This is a genomic window from Thauera sp. (assembly GCF_047601425.1).
Lineage (GTDB): Bacteria > Pseudomonadota > Gammaproteobacteria > Burkholderiales > Rhodocyclaceae > Thauera.
Window position 1 is genome coordinate 1,778,935 of record NZ_JASGJL010000001.1, and the last position, 16,559, is coordinate 1,795,493.

17 protein-coding genes are annotated in these 16,559 nt (G+C 65.6%); 8 read left to right on the forward strand and 9 right to left on the reverse strand.

Annotated elements, in window-relative coordinates:
• Window positions 1–24: 24 nt before the first annotated feature.
• Both QM748_RS08660 and QM748_RS08665 read right to left on the reverse strand, forming a co-directional pair.
• Entirely contained in the window at window positions 25–1,206 is a 1,182-nt protein-coding gene (locus QM748_RS08660) for an L-lactate dehydrogenase (RefSeq protein ID WP_415246580.1), read from the reverse strand.
• Window positions 1,203–2,453: a flavin-containing monooxygenase gene (locus QM748_RS08665; protein ID WP_415246581.1), complete on the reverse strand. Its 1,251-nt coding sequence runs from the start codon at window positions 2,451–2,453 to the stop codon at window positions 1,203–1,205. Before QM748_RS08665 ends, QM748_RS08660 begins: the two co-directional genes overlap by 4 nt.
• Before the next feature lie 325 nt (window positions 2,454–2,778).
• Between QM748_RS08665 and QM748_RS08670 the strand changes: the two genes are divergently transcribed.
• The 5 genes from QM748_RS08670 to QM748_RS08690 are packed head-to-tail and all read left to right on the forward strand — an operon-like array spanning window position 2,779 to window position 7,006.
• Window positions 2,779–3,921, forward strand: a complete 1,143-nt coding sequence (locus QM748_RS08670; RefSeq protein WP_415246582.1) for an ABC transporter ATP-binding protein — start codon at window positions 2,779–2,781, stop codon at window positions 3,919–3,921.
• A gap of 21 nt (window positions 3,922–3,942) precedes the next feature.
• Window positions 3,943–4,944: an NAD(P)H-quinone oxidoreductase gene (locus QM748_RS08675; protein ID WP_415246583.1), complete on the forward strand. Its 1,002-nt coding sequence runs from the start codon at window positions 3,943–3,945 to the stop codon at window positions 4,942–4,944.
• A gap of 8 nt (window positions 4,945–4,952) precedes the next feature.
• Window positions 4,953–5,570 (forward strand): glutathione S-transferase family protein, encoded by a 618-nt coding sequence (locus QM748_RS08680; protein WP_415246584.1) that lies wholly within the window; start codon window positions 4,953–4,955, stop codon window positions 5,568–5,570.
• Window positions 5,571–5,585: 15 nt separating this feature from the next.
• A complete protein-coding gene (locus QM748_RS08685) occupies window positions 5,586–6,053 on the forward strand; it encodes a type II 3-dehydroquinate dehydratase (protein ID WP_415246585.1) in 468 nt (155 codons plus the stop codon).
• A complete protein-coding gene (locus QM748_RS08690) occupies window positions 6,050–7,006 on the forward strand; it encodes a 2-hydroxyacid dehydrogenase (protein WP_415246586.1) in 957 nt (318 codons plus the stop codon). Before QM748_RS08685 ends, QM748_RS08690 begins: the two co-directional genes overlap by 4 nt.
• Window positions 7,007–7,114: 108 nt before the next feature.
• Here QM748_RS08690 and QM748_RS08695 read toward each other — a convergent pair whose 3' ends face one another.
• Window positions 7,115–7,855, reverse strand: coding sequence for an FMN-binding negative transcriptional regulator (locus QM748_RS08695; protein ID WP_415246587.1), 741 nt, complete (start codon window positions 7,853–7,855; stop codon window positions 7,115–7,117).
• Here QM748_RS08695 and QM748_RS08700 point away from each other — a divergent pair.
• From QM748_RS08700 to QM748_RS08710, 3 genes are read left to right on the forward strand one after another with little or no spacing between them, the layout of a single operon-like run.
• Window positions 7,854–9,341, forward strand: a complete 1,488-nt coding sequence (locus QM748_RS08700; protein ID WP_415246588.1) for a PLP-dependent aminotransferase family protein — start codon at window positions 7,854–7,856, stop codon at window positions 9,339–9,341. The genes QM748_RS08695 and QM748_RS08700 overlap by 2 nt on opposite strands.
• A gap of 29 nt (window positions 9,342–9,370) precedes the next feature.
• Window positions 9,371–9,715 (forward strand): antibiotic biosynthesis monooxygenase family protein, encoded by a 345-nt coding sequence (locus tag QM748_RS08705; RefSeq protein ID WP_415246589.1) that lies wholly within the window; start codon window positions 9,371–9,373, stop codon window positions 9,713–9,715.
• A 37-nt stretch (window positions 9,716–9,752) separates the two neighbouring features.
• Window positions 9,753–10,379, forward strand: coding sequence for a LysE/ArgO family amino acid transporter (locus tag QM748_RS08710; protein ID WP_415246590.1), 627 nt, complete (start codon window positions 9,753–9,755; stop codon window positions 10,377–10,379).
• A gap of 65 nt (window positions 10,380–10,444) precedes the next feature.
• Here the strand turns inward: QM748_RS08710 and QM748_RS08715 are convergent, their stop codons facing one another.
• The 6 genes from QM748_RS08715 to QM748_RS08740 form a co-directional block, all read right to left on the reverse strand.
• The gene (locus tag QM748_RS08715) at window positions 10,445–11,266 is read right to left on the reverse strand and encodes an alpha/beta fold hydrolase (RefSeq protein WP_415246591.1); all 822 of its coding nucleotides are present in this window, start codon (window positions 11,264–11,266) and stop codon (window positions 10,445–10,447) included.
• 92 nt (window positions 11,267–11,358) lie between these two features.
• A complete protein-coding gene (locus QM748_RS08720; protein WP_415246592.1) occupies window positions 11,359–12,249 on the reverse strand; it encodes a transporter in 891 nt (296 codons plus the stop codon).
• Window positions 12,250–12,378: 129 nt separating this feature from the next.
• Window positions 12,379–13,467: a zinc-binding dehydrogenase gene (locus QM748_RS08725; protein ID WP_415246593.1), complete on the reverse strand. Its 1,089-nt coding sequence runs from the start codon at window positions 13,465–13,467 to the stop codon at window positions 12,379–12,381.
• Window positions 13,464–14,204, reverse strand: coding sequence for an SDR family NAD(P)-dependent oxidoreductase (locus QM748_RS08730; RefSeq protein WP_415246594.1), 741 nt, complete (start codon window positions 14,202–14,204; stop codon window positions 13,464–13,466). The genes QM748_RS08725 and QM748_RS08730 overlap by 4 nt, the downstream gene beginning before the upstream one ends.
• 92 nt (window positions 14,205–14,296) lie before the next feature.
• Window positions 14,297–15,100: an alpha/beta fold hydrolase gene (locus tag QM748_RS08735; RefSeq protein ID WP_415246595.1), complete on the reverse strand. Its 804-nt coding sequence runs from the start codon at window positions 15,098–15,100 to the stop codon at window positions 14,297–14,299.
• Between the two features lie 11 nt (window positions 15,101–15,111).
• Complete coding sequence (locus tag QM748_RS08740) at window positions 15,112–16,386, reverse strand: LLM class flavin-dependent oxidoreductase (RefSeq protein ID WP_415246596.1); 1,275 nt, start codon at window positions 16,384–16,386, stop codon at window positions 15,112–15,114.
• Window positions 16,387–16,559 lie beyond the last annotated feature (173 nt).

Sequence of the window (16,559 nt, forward strand, 5' to 3'; positions counted from 1 at the left end):
CGGAAGGCAAAAAGCCGCGGCGCCTCAGCGCAGCAGCAGGATGCCGTCGTCGACCTGCTCGATGTCCGTCCGACCGCAGAAGGCCATCGACAGATCCAGTTCGTTGCGGATCAGCTCCAGCGCCGCCGCCACGCCCTGCTGGCCGCCCGCGCCCAGGCCGTACATCATCGCCCGGCCGATGTAGGTGCCGCGCGCGCCCAGGGCGACGGCCTTGAGCACGTCCTGGCCGGAGCGGATGCCGCCGTCCACATGCACTTCCACTCGATCCCCCACGGCGTCGAGCACCGCCGGCAGCGCGCACAGCGAAGCCGGCGCGCCGTCGAGCTGCCGGCCGCCGTGGTTGGAGACGACGACGGCATCGGCCCCCGCCGCCACCGCCAGCCGCGCATCCTCGGGATCGAGGATGCCCTTGACGATCAGCGTGCCGCCCCAGCGCCGCTTGATCCACTCCACGTCCTGCCAGGACAGTGCGGGGTCGAACTGCTCGCTGGTCCATTTCACCAGATCGCCGATGTCGTCCACACCCTTGGCATGGCCGACGATGTTGCCGAACTGCCGATGCCTGGTGCCCAGCATGCCCAGGCACCAGCGGGGCTTGCAGGCCAGATCCAGCAGGTTGCGCAGCGTGGGCCGGGGCGGCGTCGAGAGGCCGTTGCGCTTGTCCTTGTGGCGCTGGCCGAACACCTGCAGATCCATCGTCACCACCAGCGCGGCACAGTTGGCCGCGCGGGCGCGCTCGATCAGCGCCTCGACGAAACCGCGGTCGCGCAGCACATAGAGCTGGAACCAGAACGGATGGCGTGCCGTGCCCTCGGCCACCGCTTCGATCGAGCAGATGCTCATCGTCGACAACGTGAAGGGAATGCCGAAATCGCGCGCGGCGCGCGCCGCCAGGATCTCGCCGTCGGCATGCTGCATGCCGGTCAGGCCGGTGGGGGCGATGGCGACCGGCATGCGCACGGCCTGCCCGGCCATGCTGGTGGCCGTGCTGCGGCGGCTGATGTCCACCGCCACCCTCTGGCGAAACTCGAGGCGGCGGAAGGCCTCCTCATTGGCCCGGTAGGTGCTTTCCGTCCACGAACCGCCGTCCACATAGTCGTAGAACATGCGCGGCACGCGTTTCCTCGCCAGGCGGCGCAGGTCTTCGATGCAGCAGATTTCGCCCGCCGGGAAAGCGGGCATCCGCAGGCGTTCGAGCACCCTCATGGCCTGGCGTAGCTCATGTAGCCTTCCTGCAGCACGATGTGATCGGCGATGTACTTGGCGTCGTGCCAGACCCCGTAGATGAAGGACGAAGCCCGGTTCACCAGGTTGGGCAGGCCGAGGAAGTAGATGCCGCTTTCGGCCGAGATGCCGCGCTTGTGGAAGGGATCACCCTTCTCGTCGAAGGCATTGACCTTGAGCCAGCCGAAGTCGAACTTGAAGCCGGTCGCCCAGATGATGGTGGTGATGCCGGCCGCCGCCAGATCGAGGCTCAGGATGGGATTCGTCAGGCAGTCCGGATCGGGCAGCAGCTCCCAGGCGAGCGGCTCGGGCGGGAACGGCAGGCCGTTCTCCTCGATGTAGGCATCGGCCTCGCGCAGCACGTCGAAATAGGCCTGGTCGCCGTCGGCGACGTTCTTCGCCAGACCTTCCTCTAAGCTCAGCACGCCGTCCCGGTAAGACCGGGTGATGCCGACGAGCTGGATGCCGGTGTGCGCCAGGCGGCGGAAGTCCACCGTCTTGCCGCCTTCGTAGCCGCTCACGGCAAAGGCCACGTGCTGCTTCTTGGGGCGGATCCTGACCTCGTCCCACAGCCCCAGCGCACCGAGCCACCAGCAGTAGTCCCGTCCCCGATAGGAGCGCGGCGGACGGTAGTGTTCGCCCACCGAGAGGTAAACCGTGCGGCCGGTCTGGCGCAGCTCTTCGGCGATCTGCGAACCCGAGGCGCCCGCGCCCACCACCAGCACCGCGCCCTCGGGCAACTGGCCGGGATTTCTGTAGGCGGAAGAATGCAACTGATGCACCGGGCTGCCCGCCGGCACGATGTCGGGATACGACGGCTTCTGGAACGGGCCGGTGGCCGCGACGACGTTGCGCGCCTCGATCACGCCCGCGCTGGTGCTGACCTTGAAGCCGGGACGGCCGGCGTGGCGCTCGACGCTGGTCACCTCGACGCCGGTGCGCACCGGCGCCTCGACCATGCGGGCATAGTCCTCGAAATACTGCGCCACCCGTTCCTTGGCCGGAAAGTCTTCGGGCGAGATGCCGTCGAATTTCATGTTGGGGAAGCGGTCGTGCCATGCGGGGCCGTTGGCGACCAGGGAATCCCAGCGTTCCGAACGCCAGCGTTCCGCGATCCGGCTGCGCTCCAGCACGACGTGCGGCACGCCCATGAGGGAGAGATGCTCGCTCATTGCGATACCGGCCTGGCCGGCGCCCACGACAACGGTGTTGATTTCTTCCACTGACATTTGAGCCTCTGAATAAAACGGAAAAAGTCATGCATCGACGAATGCCGAGTGTGGGGATGCAGTGTCTCTTTGGAAATCACGTTTTTTTGAAGGCGGGGCTCAGGAAAAAAACGAAGCGGGCCGAATTCGGCTTCATCGCGGACTGTGCATAAAGGAATTCAGCGGAAAAGCCCGATGCGGCAGGCACATGGCTGGACTAGAGAACGGACTTTAGTTTTTTCCGAAGCCTGCGTTCAATTTCGACAAAGCGCCTGCACGGATCAATTGCCTTATCGTCGGTGCCGACAGCCGGAATTGAATCCAGCCCCTTCGCGATACCGAAACCATGAATACAAATACCCTGCACGCCGTCGAGCGGCCTCACGACCACCCGCCAGAGTCCGATACGACCGTCAGCCTCGAAAGGGTGATGAAGAAGTACCACGACCACACGGTCCTGCATGAACTCACGCTCAAGATCCGGCGCGGCGAATTCCTCACCCTGCTCGGCCCCTCGGGCTGCGGCAAGACCACGCTGCTGAACCTCATCGCCGGCTTCGCCGAGGCCGACAACGGCGAGATCTTCATCGACGGCAAACTGGTCACCGCGGAGCCGCCGCACAAGCGGCAGATCGGCATCGTGTTCCAGAACTACGCCCTTTTTCCGCACATGACGGTGGAGCGCAACATCGGCTACGGCCTGCGCATGCGCGGCGTGCCGGACGATGAAATCAAGCAGCGCGTGCAAGAAGCGATGGACATGGTCAAGCTCGGCGGCCTGGGCCATCGCAAGCCGCGCGAACTGTCCGGCGGCCAGCAGCAGCGGGTGGCGCTGGCGCGCGCGCTGGTGATCCGGCCCAAGGTGCTGCTGCTGGACGAACCCTTCTCCGCCCTGGACAAGAGCCTGCGCGGCTCCATGCAGGTGGAAGTCCGCGAGATCCAGCGCCGCCTGGGCGTGACCACCGTGTTCGTCACCCACGACCAGGGCGAGGCGCTGGCGATGTCGGATCGCATCGCGGTGATGTCGGCCGGCGTGATCCGGCAGATCGCACCACCCGCCGAGCTGTACCAGAACCCGCAGGATCCTTTCGTCGCCTCCTTCCTCGGCGACGTGAACATCCTGCCGGCCTATTACCACGGCCGCCGCAACGGCGACATCCTGCTGCGCCTGGGCGCCGGCCTGCTGAGCCTGCCGATCGAGCGCCTGGTGGGCGGCTCGCACGAAGGCGAGCGGCTCGACCTCTACGTGCGCCCGGAACACATCACGCTCGAAAGCCTGCACCCCGATTCGGTGCTCAACGGCACGGTCGTCAATCACGTGTTCCAGGGCGACCACATCGACACCTTCGTGGATGTGGAGATTCCCAGCGCCGGCCGCCGCGTCGTGACCGTGCGCAGCGGCGGCCTGGGCGCGGTGCAGCAATGGCCCGTCGGCGCCGTGGCCGGCCTGCACATCCCGCAGGACGGCGCCAGCGTCTTCAATCCCTGACGAGCCGGAGCCGCTGAAACCGTGACCACCCTCCCCAAGACCATGCAGGCCGTGATCGCGCGCGAGCCGGGCGACGCCGGCGTGCTGGCGCTGGCCGAACGGCCGGTGCCCGAACCCACCGCCGGCGAAGTGCTGCTGCGCGTGTCCGCCGCCGGCATCAACCGGCCGGACATCATGCAGCGCCAGGGCATCGCCAAACCGCCGCCTGGCGTGACCGACGTGCTGGGCCTGGAAGTCTGCGGCGAGGTCGTGGCCTGCGGCCCCGGCGTGGATCGCGCCCTGCTGGGCCAGCGCCTGATGGCCCTGGTGCCCGGCGGCGGCTACGCGCCCTGGTGCGCCGCGCCGGTGGATCACGCCTTCGTCGTGCCGGCCGGACTATCGGACGTGGACGCCGCGGCCCTGCCCGAAGGCCTGTTCACCGTGTGGCACAACCTGTTCGAGCTGGGCCGCCTGACGATGGGCGAGACGCTGCTGCTGCATGGCGCAGCGGGCGGCATCGGCACGCTGGCGATCCAGCTGGCGCACGCTGCCGGCGCCACCGTGCTCGCCACCGCCAGCGACGAGACGCGTTTTGCCGAGCTGCGGAAAATGGGCGCGGAAAAAACCATCTGCTGGCGCAGCACCGACTTCGTCCAGGCCGTGCTGGATCACACCGGCGGCCGGGGCGCGGACGTGGTGCTCGACGTCGTCGGCGGCGACTATGTGCGCCGCAACCTGCAGGCGCTGGCATTCGGCGGGCGGCACGTGAGCCTGAGCTTCATGCAGGGTTCGGCCGTGAACGTGGAACTGCTGACCTTGATGCAGAAGCAGTTGAGCCTGCACTCGTCCACGATGCGGCCGCAGAGCCATGCGGAGAAAGCGCGCATGGCGCGCTGCATCGCCAGGCAGGTGCTGCCCCTGCTGCGCAGCGGCCGCGTCCGCCCGCGCATCCATGGCACGTTTGGCCTGGACGAAGCGGCCGCCGCGCACAGCGCGCTGGAAAGCGGCAAGGTGTTCGGCAAACTGGTGCTGGTGCCGCAATGAGCCGCCCCATGAAACTGCTGTTCGCCCCCACCTCCGCCTTCGTCCGCAAGGTCATGGTCTGTGCCGAACTGACAGGGCAGACGGCCGACATCGAGCTGCTGGACAGCGCGGCCCACCCGGTGAAGCGCGACGCCCGCATCGCCGCCCACAACCCGCTGGCCAAGGTGCCGACCCTGCTGCTGGACGACGGCCAGGCGCTGTACGACAGCCACGTCATCTGCGAATACCTGGCGCACCGCGCCGGCGACACCACCCTGTTCCCCACCGCCGGCCCGACTCGCTGGCTGACGCTGACCCGCCATGCGCTGGGCGACGGCATGCTCGACGCGGCCCTGCTCGCACGCTACGAACTGACGACCCGGCCGCCCGACAAGCAGTGGCCGATCTGGCGCGAAGCATTGCTGGAGAAGATATGGGCCGGCCTGGCCTCGATCGAGCGCATGGCCGACGATCTGAAAGTGGAGCAACCGAGCATCGGCGAAATCGCCCTCGGCTGCGCACTGGGCTATCTGGACTTCCGCTACCCCGAGCTGGACTGGCGCATGCGCAGCCCACGCGCCGCCCGCTGGAACGAGGCTTTCCAGGCACTGCCGGCGATGCAGGCCACCCGCCCCTACGACCTCTGAACCTGAAGGCATTCCATGAGCACGACCACCACCCCCGACCTGACGATCTGGTTCCTCAACGGCCCCAATGCCAACCTGTACGGTCTGGACGCAAACAAGACCTACGGCAGCGACAGCTTCCCCGTCTTGCAGGCGCACTGCGAAAAGAAGGCCGCCGACCTCGGCGCCTCGCTGCGCTTCCTGCAATCGAACCACGAAGGCGTGCTGGTAGACTGGATCCAGGAAGCGCGCGGCGTGGCCGACGGCATCGTCATCAACGCCGCCGGCCTGACCTACAGTTCGGTGCCGATCCTGGATGCGCTGATGGCCTTCCCCGGCAAAATCGTCGAAGCGCACATGAGCAACATCTGGAAGCGCGAAGCCTTTCGCCACCACTCCTACATCTCCAGGGTGGCCGACGGCGTGATCGCAGGGCTGGGCGGCGACGGCTACGAATTCGCCATCGAGGCCGTGGCGAAGCTGGTACGCAGGGAGCGGACATGAGCGGCAAACACTCCATGGCCTCGGGCGCGCTGGCTTTCTACAGCAAGCTCGACGACTTCGAAACCTGGAAACACGCCCTGCTGGCGCAACTGCCCGGGCTGGACATCCGCCATTCCAGCGCGCTCGGCGACCCGGCCGACATCCACTACGCGCTGGTGTGGAAACCGCCGGCGGGCTTCTTCGACGGCATGCTCGACCTGCGGCTGATCGTCAACCTGGGGGCCGGGGTCGACTCCCTCGTCAATCGCGCAGACCTGCCGCCCGGCATCCCCATCACCCGCCTGACCGACCCGCAGATGGCCCGCATGATGGCCGGCTACGTGCTGTTCGCCGCGCTGCGGCACGCGCGCGACATTCCCCACTTCGAACAGGCGCAGCGCCGGGGCGAGTGGTCATACCGGCACCCGCGATCGCCGGACGAGATACGCATCGCCGTGCTGGGCCTCGGCCAGCTCGGTGCCGTCGCCGCCACCGAACTCAGCCGCCTCGGCCATGCCGTGAGCGGCTGGTCGCGCAGCCCGAAGGAGATCGACGGCGTGCAGTGCCATGCCGGCCTGGAGACCCTGGACACGGTGATCGCCAATGCCGACATCCTCGTCGTGATGCTGCCGCTGACGCCGGAGACGCGCGGCATCCTGAACCGCGAGCGCCTGCTGCGCCTGCCGCGCGGCGCGGCCTTCATCAACGTCGCCCGCGGCGCGCTGGTGGATCAGGCGGCGCTGACCGAACTGCTCGCCAGCGGACACATCGGCGCCGCCACGCTGGACGTGTTCGAGCAGGAGCCGCTGCCCGCGACCGACCCGCTGTGGTGCATGCCCAACGTGCTCATCACCCCCCACCTGGCCTCGGTGGCGATTCCCTCTTCGGCGGCCCGGCAGATCGCGTCCAACATCCTGCGGGTGTCGAAGGGGCTGGCACCCGAGAACGTGATCGACCCTGCGAAGGGATACTGACGCCAAGTCAGGGCGCATGGAGCCGCCCCCCTCGTACTGCCCGGATGCGCCAGACCCATCGCTGGTAGCCGGCGCATGAACCAGCAATAAGATGCAGCCCGATGGACGTCAGCCGCCTTCCATCAGGCCGATCATCTCCGCACAGCAAGCTTCTTCTTTCAGCCCGTTGATGACACCCTGGCGGTCCGCCGGCAAGCGGTTCTGGCTGAGCTTCCATTTCCCCTCGATGGAAAGAACGGGAATCTCGATGCCGACGATGCCCTTGAGTTGCGCGGCGATGAAGTCAGCGGGGGCATCGGAAACCTTCCACGGGTGTTTGCGCCCGTTTTCGTGCCCGGCGGTCAATTGCTCGACCTGTGCAAGAAGCCAACTGGCGTCATCGATCACCCGCGGCGTTCCCCGCACCTGCACCATCGCGAAATTCCACGTCGGCACCACCTTGCCGTGCTCGGCTTTCGACGGATACCACGAGGGCGTCACGTAGCACTCCGGCCCCTGAAAGAGGAGCAAGGTCTCCGCGCCTTCGCGCAGTTCATCCAGTTGCCTGTTTCCGCGTGCGAGATGGGCACGCAGCACTCCGTGCTCACCGCCATCGTGCAGCGAGAATGGAATCAGGTTGGCCATCAGGCCGCCGCTGCCGGCAGTGATGACGGTCGCCAGCGGATGGGCTCGCATCAAGCCATGGAGGACTTCCAGGCGCTCCTCTTTGAACATCTTCGGACAGTGCATGGCGGCCGTTTCTCCGTATCTGGCGACAAGCGCATTCTCGCGCACAACCGGACTATCATTCAGTGCCAGATAGCCATAAAAGCACTGAGCCAGTTCGGGCTGCCCATGAAGGAGACGCATGGCAAGGCGCCATCTTGAAATCGATATTCCTGCCCTCGGCGCCATTGACCGCGGTCAGGGTGGCCTTGGGCGGCAGCTTGCGGACGCGCTTCGCAGCGCCATAACCAAGGGAGAGCTGAAAGCCGGCGAGCGCCTGCCGTCCACCCGGGTCCTGGCCGACTCCCTGAGTCTGTCGCGGGGGACGGTGACCGGGGCTTACGAGCAACTGATAGCGGAGGGATGCCTGGACGCCAAGGCGGGCTCCAGTACGTGCGTCGCTTCCGGTCTTCGTGAATCGGCCATCGCGGTACGCGGCCTCCCCGGCAAGCCGGCCAGCCCGATGCCTTCGCTTCCTGCATCGGCCTCCCGATACGGCGCGATCGCCGACAGGCTCACACAACTGCCATCGGTCCCGTTTTCGGTCGCGGTGCCGGAAGGCGAGGTGGCGATGGATGAACATTGGCGGCGCCTCGGCAATCGGGTTCGCGCCTCGCAGGCTGCAGCGCCATCCGGCTATGCCGACCCCCAGGGACTGCTTGCCTTGCGGGAAGCCATTGCCGATTACCTGCGCCGCGCGCGGGCCGTGAGATGCGGCCCGGAGAACATCATCATCACCGAGGGAACTCAGCAAGGCCTTTACCTGAGCAGCAAGGTTCTGCTGGCCCCCGGTGACGTGGCATGGGCCGAGGACCCTGCCTATCCCGGGCTGATTTCGGTGCTGGAAGATCGCGGCGCCCGGGTCCATCGTGTTCCGGTGGATACCCAAGGGCTGGACCTCGCGAGCGCGATCGCAGCCTGTCCAGATGCCAAGGCTGCATTCGTCACGCCGTCGCACCAATACCCGATGGGAATGCCATTGAGCATGCCGCGGCGCCTGGCACTCCTCGAATGGGCCCGCCGGCACGGAAGCTGGATCGTCGAGGACGACTACGACAGCGAGCTGCGCTATGCCGGCCAGCCGTTTCCCGCCATGCAGGGCCTTGACAGCGACAGGGTTGTCTACCTGGGGACGTTCAGCAAGGTGCTGGCGCCTTCCCTTCGCCTGGGATACGCCGTGGTGCCCGAGCGCCTGACCAAGGCCTTCGCCGGCGCGCGCGCCCTGATGGGGCGCGGCTCGCCATCCGCGGAACAGCATGTCATAGCGGCCTACATGAAAGAAGGCTATTTCGAGACGCATATCCGGCGGATTCGTGGTATCTACGCCGAGCGACGCCAGGTGCTGATGGACACCCTCCGAAGCGAGCTGCCTGAACTGCGCATTCAGCCTGCCGACCAGGGCATGCACATCGTGGCCTGGCTGCCAGAGGGCCTGAACGACGTCGCGATCACGTCGGCAGCCGCGAACACGGGTATCGCGCTGCGAGCCCTGTCCCCGATGTGCTCGGGAAATCCACAGCTCTCCGGCCTGATGCTCGGCTTCGGAGGTTTCAGTGCCGGGCAGCTGCAGGATGCGGTGAAACGACTACACCGTGTGCTGAACGAATTCACGCATCGAACTCGCCGATAATCCCACCGGATCACTTTCCCCATCAGCCCATGCAGACCCTCTACAGCTCGACCTTCACCTTCGCCAAGCGCGAATTCGACGAAGAATTCCACGCCCTCGACAAGGCCATCGCCGAGGCCGCCAGAGCCATCCCCGGCTACATCGGCGAGGAGGCCTGGGAAAACCTGGCCACCGGGCTGATCTCCAATGTGTATTACTGGGAAAGCATGGAGGCGCTGCGCGCCCTGATCGAGCACCCCATTCACCAGGAAGCGAAGCGGCAACAGGCGCGCTGGCTCGACGGCTACCAGGTGGTCATTGCCCAGGTGATGCATGCCTACGGTGACGGCGGTATCCAGCATCCTCTGGGCGCCAGCCAGACATCGCGGCCCTGACACTGCCCCCTTGCCATTCCCAACCCCGGATCATCAAATGCTTCTTGCTGCATCCCTGGCCGGCTTCCTGACCGGCGCAGGTCTCATCATCGCCATCGGCGCCCAGAACGCCTTCGTTCTGCGGCAAGGGCTGCGGCGCAACCATGTCGGCCTGGTGGTCGCCGTATGTGCAATCAGCGACATCATCCTGATCCTGTGTGGCGTCGCCGGCATCGGCGCCCTGGTACAGGCCTGGCCGCAACTCCTCCAGGTGCTGCGCTTTGGCGGTGCGGCCTTCATCGGCTGGTACGGCCTGCAGGCGGCACGACGGGCGTGGCATGGCACCAGCGCCCTCATGCCGAGCTCGGAAGACGGCGACAATAAACACCGGGTGCTGCTGGCCGCGCTGGCGTTCACCTTCCTCAATCCGCATGTGTATCTCGACACCATGGTGCTGGTCGGCAGCGTGTCCGCCGGTTATCCGGGCATGGCGCAGTGGGCCTTCGGCCTGGGCGCCTGCACTGCCAGCGTGGTGTGGTTTTCGACCCTGGGTTTCGGCGCCCGCCTGCTGCAGCCCGTCTTTCGCAATCCGCAGGCCTGGCGGGTGCTCGATGGCGGCATTGCGTTCGTCATGCTGGCGCTGTGCGTGACCTTGCTGTCCAGCGTGGGAGGAAGCGCATCATGACACCCTGGAAGAAAGACCAACCTGCCTGAGGGTCACCTCATTCACGGCATTGCAGCGCACTCGACTCAACGCCCGAAGAAATCGCGCAGCAGGCGGCAGAATTCCGCCCCCTTCTCGATCTGGGTCCAGTGACCGCAGCGGCCGAACAGATGCAGCTGGCTATCGTCGATCCATTGGTGCAGCAGCAGCGAGTTCGCCACCGGTATCACCTTGTCGTCGCGCCCATGCACCATCAGCGTCGGACGCCTGATGCCGCGAATGTCCTGCTCGTCGTGAGCCATGGCATCCACCCAGCGCTGCCGCGGCGGCGGAAACATCGAAGCGAAGGCCTGTTGCGTGCGCAGGCTCGCCTGATGGCGGGACGCGACCAGTTGATCGTTGATCAGGGTGGGGTCGTAGGCGAAGGTGTCTCGCATCAGAGCCTGCATGTTGTCGAACGAAGGCTCGTAGCCCCACACCGCATCCAGCCCGGCGGTCAGTTCGAACGGCACGCCGACGCTCCCCATCAGCACGATCCTGTCGACCCGTTCGGGATACCGGATCGCCAGCGCCAGCGCCATCGAGCCGCCGAAGGAATTGCCGACCAGATGCACTTTCTCGAGCGCCAGGGCGTCCAGGAAATCGACGATCTGGGCCAACCAGCGGGCGCGCGAATATTCGATGCCCCGCGGCACCTCGGTATAGCCGAAGCCCGCCAAGTCCGGCGCCAGCAAGCGGAATTCGTCGCCCAGCCCTGCCAGCACGCCACGCCAGTTCGCCCAGGCGCTCACGCCCGGGCCCGAGCCGTGCAGCAGCAATACCGGCTTGCCGCTGCCCACGTCCTGGTAGTTCGTGACGATGTCTCCGGTCCGGACGCTCTTGCCTATTTCAGGGTTCGAGTTGTTCATGTATTTCCTTCCCTGGGGTCAGCCCCAATTCAAACAAGCCATTGATCCAGACTGCCCCTGCACCGGCCTTTCGCCGGCGCAGGAGCGCGGCCTCAGAATGCCTTCACGATCGTCAGCCGCAGCAAGCTTCCCTTCGGATAGGCATTGCTGCCGGCGGTGGCACTCACCTCCTTGTAAACCGCGCCCTTCAGGAACACGCCGGCCCCCGGAATCGGGTAATCGAGCTGCAGGCCGATGGCATGGCGCGACTCCCGGTCATTGCTTGCACCGGCGCCTTTGTCGTCCGACACCTGCCATTGGCTGTAGCCGACCAAACCGGCCTGCACGGTGCCGAAGTTCTTGCCCAGCCCCCATTCCAGCGAAATCTGATTGCCCGGCCGGAAGCCGTCGCCGTTCTTGCCGTTGCGTTCGAAACGCATCAGGCCCGAGGCCGAGACCGTTCTGGCGCTGTCGAAGTACCAGGTCATGCCGCCGGTGAGCATCGTGCCTTTGAAGCCCTTGCCGGGTGAGGCGGGACTGCTGGTGCTGCCGTTGTCCAGCCAGACCCCGGCAGCGGCCGTCGCGTCCCATTGCTGCCCATGCCAGCCCAGCACGAGCGGACCGACGTAGATGTCGCCGACGCCGCTGCGCGAATCGGAAACGCCCGCGGCATTCAGCGTCAGCGACGTGCGCGCCACCGGCACCAGCAATTCCATGCCGTAATCCGCGCCCAGGACCTTCTGGTCGGTGATCCAGGCAAACCGGCTGGCGATGGCGGACACCGTCCCCCGGTTGTGGCCGGCCAGCTTGTCGCTCGTGCCCGGCGCGCGGAATCTGTCCATGTTGTAGTTGATCAGATAGGCCAGGTAATACATCCCCGGCGGCGGCGCAGTCGCCGCCTGAATGCCTTCGGCGCCAGGGATGTAATGGCCGCCGGCGCCGGCGCACAGCGGCAGCATCGTGGCGGCCGCGGCAAGAATCATCGTATGGGTCTTGTCTCTCATTTTCCGTTGTCCTAATCCAGATCGGATTCCGGTCCGGACAGGCGCCGGCATGGACCATCGCCGTGACGGACGATGCCCATGCCGGACCGCGATCAGGCCGGTGCGAATCAGCGTCGCTGGCAGAAGCCGCTATGGCCGCATGACGACTTTTCCGGCCTTGCCCGAGCTCACCAGATCGAATGCCTGCCGGGCCTCATGGAGGCCGCAACGGTGGGTGATGAGCGCCTCGAACGGAAGCGTCTGGTGGTGCAATGACGCTATCTTCATTGCCTCGTAATAGTGGCGGCCTTGCGCATACTGAGTACCGACGAGTTTCAGGTTGCGCTGGACGATCTGGGAGGGGTCGAAGGATTGCTCGCCCTGGCTGGCCCACAAGCCGATCAGGAGATACGAAGCGTTTCTCGCGCAGAGCTGCATCCCTTCCTGGAAAGCGGAGCGGTGCCCGGTGCCTTCGATGACGATGTCGGCCCCCCTGCCGCCGCTGTTCCGCCGCACGCTCTCCAGGCGCTCCTCGGCCGAGGTCGCCGACAGATCCAGCACGGCGCTGGCGCCGAACTTCTGCGCCAGCGCCAGGCGCAGCGGAGAAGCATCGATTGCCGTGACCGTGGCCGCACCGGAAAGCCTGGCCATCATGACCGCCGCCAGACCGATCGGACCGCAGCCCTGAACGACGACGTTGCTCAAGGGCTTGATTCCGCCCGCACGCTCGATGCCTTGCAGCACCGCCGGCAAGGCGCAGCCGAAGGCGATCACCGCTTCGCTCGGCGTGCCATCGGGAATGCGGAAGAATGCCGCCCCTGTGGGCAGCGTCACGTATTCCGCATAGCTGCCCCAGGTCGGCCGATCCACCGGGCCGAACCACGTCGCGTTGGTGCAGGACGAAAAGTCCTTTTCGACCGTGCAGTACCAGCATTTGTGGCAAGGCGCGATCGGGCACCAATAGATCCGGTCGCCGGCCTGCAAGGCATTTCCCGCGTAATCGTGCGTGACGCCTTCTCCCAGTTCTTCGATCACGCCGACGCCTTCGTGGCCGAGCACGATGGCGTAGGGCAGCTGGAATTCTCCCTTGCTCATATGGACGTCACTGCCGCACACACCGCCGTACTCGACTTTCGCGACGACCGATCCCGGTCCCGGTGCGGGCACGGAAAGCTCGTGCACCGCCAGCGATTCGGGGCGCTCCAGCACGACGGCCCTGTTCTTGCGATTCGCGCTCATAGTTTCCACATCCCCCCGTCCACGACCATGGTCTGGCCGGTGACGAATTCCGCATCCGCCGAAGTCAGGAACAGGATCGGCCCGACGATGTCCTGCGGCTCGGCAAAACGCCGGATCGCCTGCTGGTTCCATACCGCGGCCGTGACCTCTTCCGGCATCACGCTGGTGCCGGGCGTCCGGGTGATCGCCGGCGCGACCGCATTGACGGTGATGCCGTGTTCGCCGAGCTCGTTCGCCAGGCCACGGGTGAAGCCGATCACCCCCATCTTGCTTGCCATGTAATGGCTCAGGCCGCCGAGGTTCGTGCCGATGGAGTTGGAGGAAATGTTGACGATGCGTCCCCATCCGGCCTTTTTCATCAGGGGCACGAAAGTGCGCGCGCCCAGGAAAGGCCCTTCCAGATTCACCGACAGCACTCGCCGGAAAGTCTCGGGCGTCAGCTCTTCCAGCGGCGCGAAGGGATAGATGCCGGCATTGTTGACGAGGATGTCGGCCCGCCCGAACGTATCGTTCACGACGCCGCGCGCTTTCAGCCAATCCGGCTCCGATGCCACGTTGCAGATCACATTGACGGCTTTGGCGCCCAGCGCCTGCACCTCGGCGCGCGTCTGCGCACAATCGTCCAGATCCAGCAGCACGAGATCGGCGCCCCGCTCTGCCAGGCCGACGGCGAGCGTCCGCCCGATTCCCTTGGATGCGCCCGTGACGATCGCCACGCGGCCCGAATGCGTTTTCATGTCTTGTCTCCTGATCATGGCCTGCCGCATGTGCCAGGCGGCGATCCCGGCAGGCCTTTCGTGTAGTGGTGGTTCCCGATGCCGCACGCGGGCTATCGTGTTTCCGCCAAAAAGGCCGAAACAGCGCTCCAGGTCGGTTCCAGCGCCTCGACTTGCGGGATGTGGCCCGCACCGGCAATGAGCGCCACCCGGCTGTCCGCGATCGATTTCGCGTACTCGTCCGCATAGACGGGTGAAACGAGCCGATCGTGTTCGCCCCAGACGATCAAGGTCGGCGCCGTCACCCGGTGCAGGCGGCGCGACAGCCCGAGGTCGGGGATGGGCCAGACGAACTTGCCCGTGCATCCCAGGGTCCAGACCCCGGCCGCCATGGCCTTGATGCGCGCCTCGAAGTCTTCGGGCAGGCTCAGCATGGCCTGGGCGGCCGGCGACTGCGGGTCGTGGAACAACAGCGCCGGCAGGTCCTTGGGATGGACTTCGTTCCAATTGACGACAGGCGCGTCGTCCCGCCACAGACCGATGGCATCGAGCAGCACCAGTCTCGACGGCAGGGCCGGAAACACCGAAGCCAGCTCGGCCGCCAGCATGCCGCCAAAGCTCTGGCCGACCACCAGGGGCTTGTCCAGCCCGAGCGCGCGGAAAGCCTCCTCATAGACCAGCAGCACCTCCATCCAGTCATGCAGCGTCTTGATGGCATAGGGATCGCCGGCGCTCGTTCCCGGAAACTCCGGGGCAAAGACCTGATAGTGGCTGGACAGGCGGTCCAGGAACTCGTCCCAGACCAGCCCGCCGGCCGGGTGCAGATAAACGAGCTGCGGTCCGCTGCCGGCCACGCGCACCCGCAGATTGATCTTGCCGCCCCAGACGGACACGACTTTCACTTCCGCTTTTTCCATCGTTGCCACACTCATGCCGCCACCTCTTTCAGTTGCTTGTTGTCCGCTGCATTCCTGACCGCGCCCCCAAGGCGCACCGGCCACCAGTAGTGCTGGTGCCCCTGGTCCTGCCACAGGCTGCTCAGATGCGGCTTGACCTCACGGGTGAACAAGTCGATGTTCTGCAGTGCCAATTCCTTTGGCATCGACCCGAACTGCAGCATCGTGTGCAGGTTTCCAATGCGGAAATCGGTGGCGAATTCGCGGATCTGCTCGCGCACGGTCTGCGGACTGCCGGCAATCAGGGCGCCGCTGTCGAGGAGTTCCCTGTAGGTGATCGTGCGCATCTTTTCGTACACGCCGAAATCCTTGGGATCCCGATAGATGAATTCGAGCCCGTTGATGTCGATTCCGCCAGGCAATGCGAGCCGGTTCATGCCGATACCGCCCAGGCCATTGCGGAAGAAGTATTCGGCGTGGCGCGCATAGAGCCGCTCGGCTTCGGCATCCGTTTCGGCGACGGCGACCATCTGCATGAAGCCGATCTGATAGGGGTTGTCTTCCCGGCCGGCCTGATTGGCGATGTCGCGGAAGCGGTCGAAGATGCGCTTGCCGGTGACCTTGGCGCCGAACCAGCCGAAGTAGTTGAAGCCATAGTCGTTATCGACGATGAACTTCATCGTGTTCGGGTTGCCGATGGCGGTGATCCATACCGGCGGATGCGGCGCGTCCTGCAAGGGGCGCGGCCAGATATTGACCTGTCCCAGCTTGTTGAAGCGGCCGTTGAAGGCAAACGGCTTCTTCTCGGTCCAGGCCCGCAGCACCAGTTCGAGGTTTTCGTCGAAGTGCTCGCGGGTCAGCGCCGGCGGCACGCCGTTGTTGACGTTGGCATCGTAGGCGAGCCCCACCGGAAAGCCGGCCACCAGGCGCCCGCCGGACATGCAGTCGAGCATGGCCTGCTCTTCGGCGACACGCAGCGGCTCTCTCGACTTTCCCAGTGAACGGCCGAGCGGATAGATGGCCGTCTCGATTCCCTCGATTTCCGTCATGTAGGCCAGGGCCGACATGAACAGATCCGGGTTGGGCATCATGTCGTAGCTGCTCTGGCCATGCTCGGTGATGGCGAGGCCGTCGAAACCCGCCCGCGCGGCATACAGCATCTCGTCCAGGGCATCCCGGTATGCACTCTTGACCCCCTGGGCGGTGGTCAAGGGGTGGTACGGGGTCGTCACCACCGACTCGTTATGCTGCAGAAAGTCGTCGGGCAAGGTTCTGTAGGGAACCTGCTGGAAATAGCTGATCTTCATGAAATGCTCCTTTCGGCGATCGTCGCCGTGCTGACATCAAGAAACTTCGCTGAAATTCACTGCCTGACGGAAATCCGGCCAAAAGCAGCCCCTCACGCGAATGACGTGATTCGGATCGAACTGGAAAATCTTGTGGAAAGCGGAAATGCGGGCCCGTGATGAAGGCCGAGCAT

Excerpts from the sequence above, each read along its gene's own strand:
- QM748_RS08660 (WP_415246580.1), bottom strand. The coding sequence starts at position 1,206 with ATGAGGGTGCTCGAACGCCTGCGGATGCCCGCTTTCCCGGCGGGCGAA.
- QM748_RS08665 (WP_415246581.1), bottom strand. The coding sequence starts at position 2,453 with ATGTCAGTGGAAGAAATCAACACCGTTGTCGTGGGCGCCGGCCAGGCC.
- QM748_RS08670 (WP_415246582.1), top strand. The coding sequence starts at position 2,779 with ATGAATACAAATACCCTGCACGCCGTCGAGCGGCCTCACGACCACCCG.
- QM748_RS08680 (WP_415246584.1), top strand. The coding sequence starts at position 4,953 with ATGAAACTGCTGTTCGCCCCCACCTCCGCCTTCGTCCGCAAGGTCATG.
- QM748_RS08685 (WP_415246585.1), top strand. The coding sequence starts at position 5,586 with ATGAGCACGACCACCACCCCCGACCTGACGATCTGGTTCCTCAACGGC.
- QM748_RS08690 (WP_415246586.1), top strand. The coding sequence starts at position 6,050 with ATGAGCGGCAAACACTCCATGGCCTCGGGCGCGCTGGCTTTCTACAGC.
- QM748_RS08700 (WP_415246588.1), top strand. The coding sequence starts at position 7,854 with ATGGCAAGGCGCCATCTTGAAATCGATATTCCTGCCCTCGGCGCCATT.
- QM748_RS08695 (WP_415246587.1), bottom strand. The coding sequence starts at position 7,855 with ATGCGTCTCCTTCATGGGCAGCCCGAACTGGCTCAGTGCTTTTATGGC.
- QM748_RS08705 (WP_415246589.1), top strand. The coding sequence starts at position 9,371 with ATGCAGACCCTCTACAGCTCGACCTTCACCTTCGCCAAGCGCGAATTC.
- QM748_RS08710 (WP_415246590.1), top strand. The coding sequence starts at position 9,753 with ATGCTTCTTGCTGCATCCCTGGCCGGCTTCCTGACCGGCGCAGGTCTC.
- QM748_RS08715 (WP_415246591.1), bottom strand. The coding sequence starts at position 11,266 with ATGAACAACTCGAACCCTGAAATAGGCAAGAGCGTCCGGACCGGAGAC.
- QM748_RS08720 (WP_415246592.1), bottom strand. The coding sequence starts at position 12,249 with ATGAGAGACAAGACCCATACGATGATTCTTGCCGCGGCCGCCACGATG.
- QM748_RS08725 (WP_415246593.1), bottom strand. The coding sequence starts at position 13,467 with ATGAGCGCGAATCGCAAGAACAGGGCCGTCGTGCTGGAGCGCCCCGAA.
- QM748_RS08730 (WP_415246594.1), bottom strand. The coding sequence starts at position 14,204 with ATGAAAACGCATTCGGGCCGCGTGGCGATCGTCACGGGCGCATCCAAG.
- QM748_RS08735 (WP_415246595.1), bottom strand. The coding sequence starts at position 15,100 with ATGGAAAAAGCGGAAGTGAAAGTCGTGTCCGTCTGGGGCGGCAAGATC.
- QM748_RS08740 (WP_415246596.1), bottom strand. The coding sequence starts at position 16,386 with ATGAAGATCAGCTATTTCCAGCAGGTTCCCTACAGAACCTTGCCCGAC.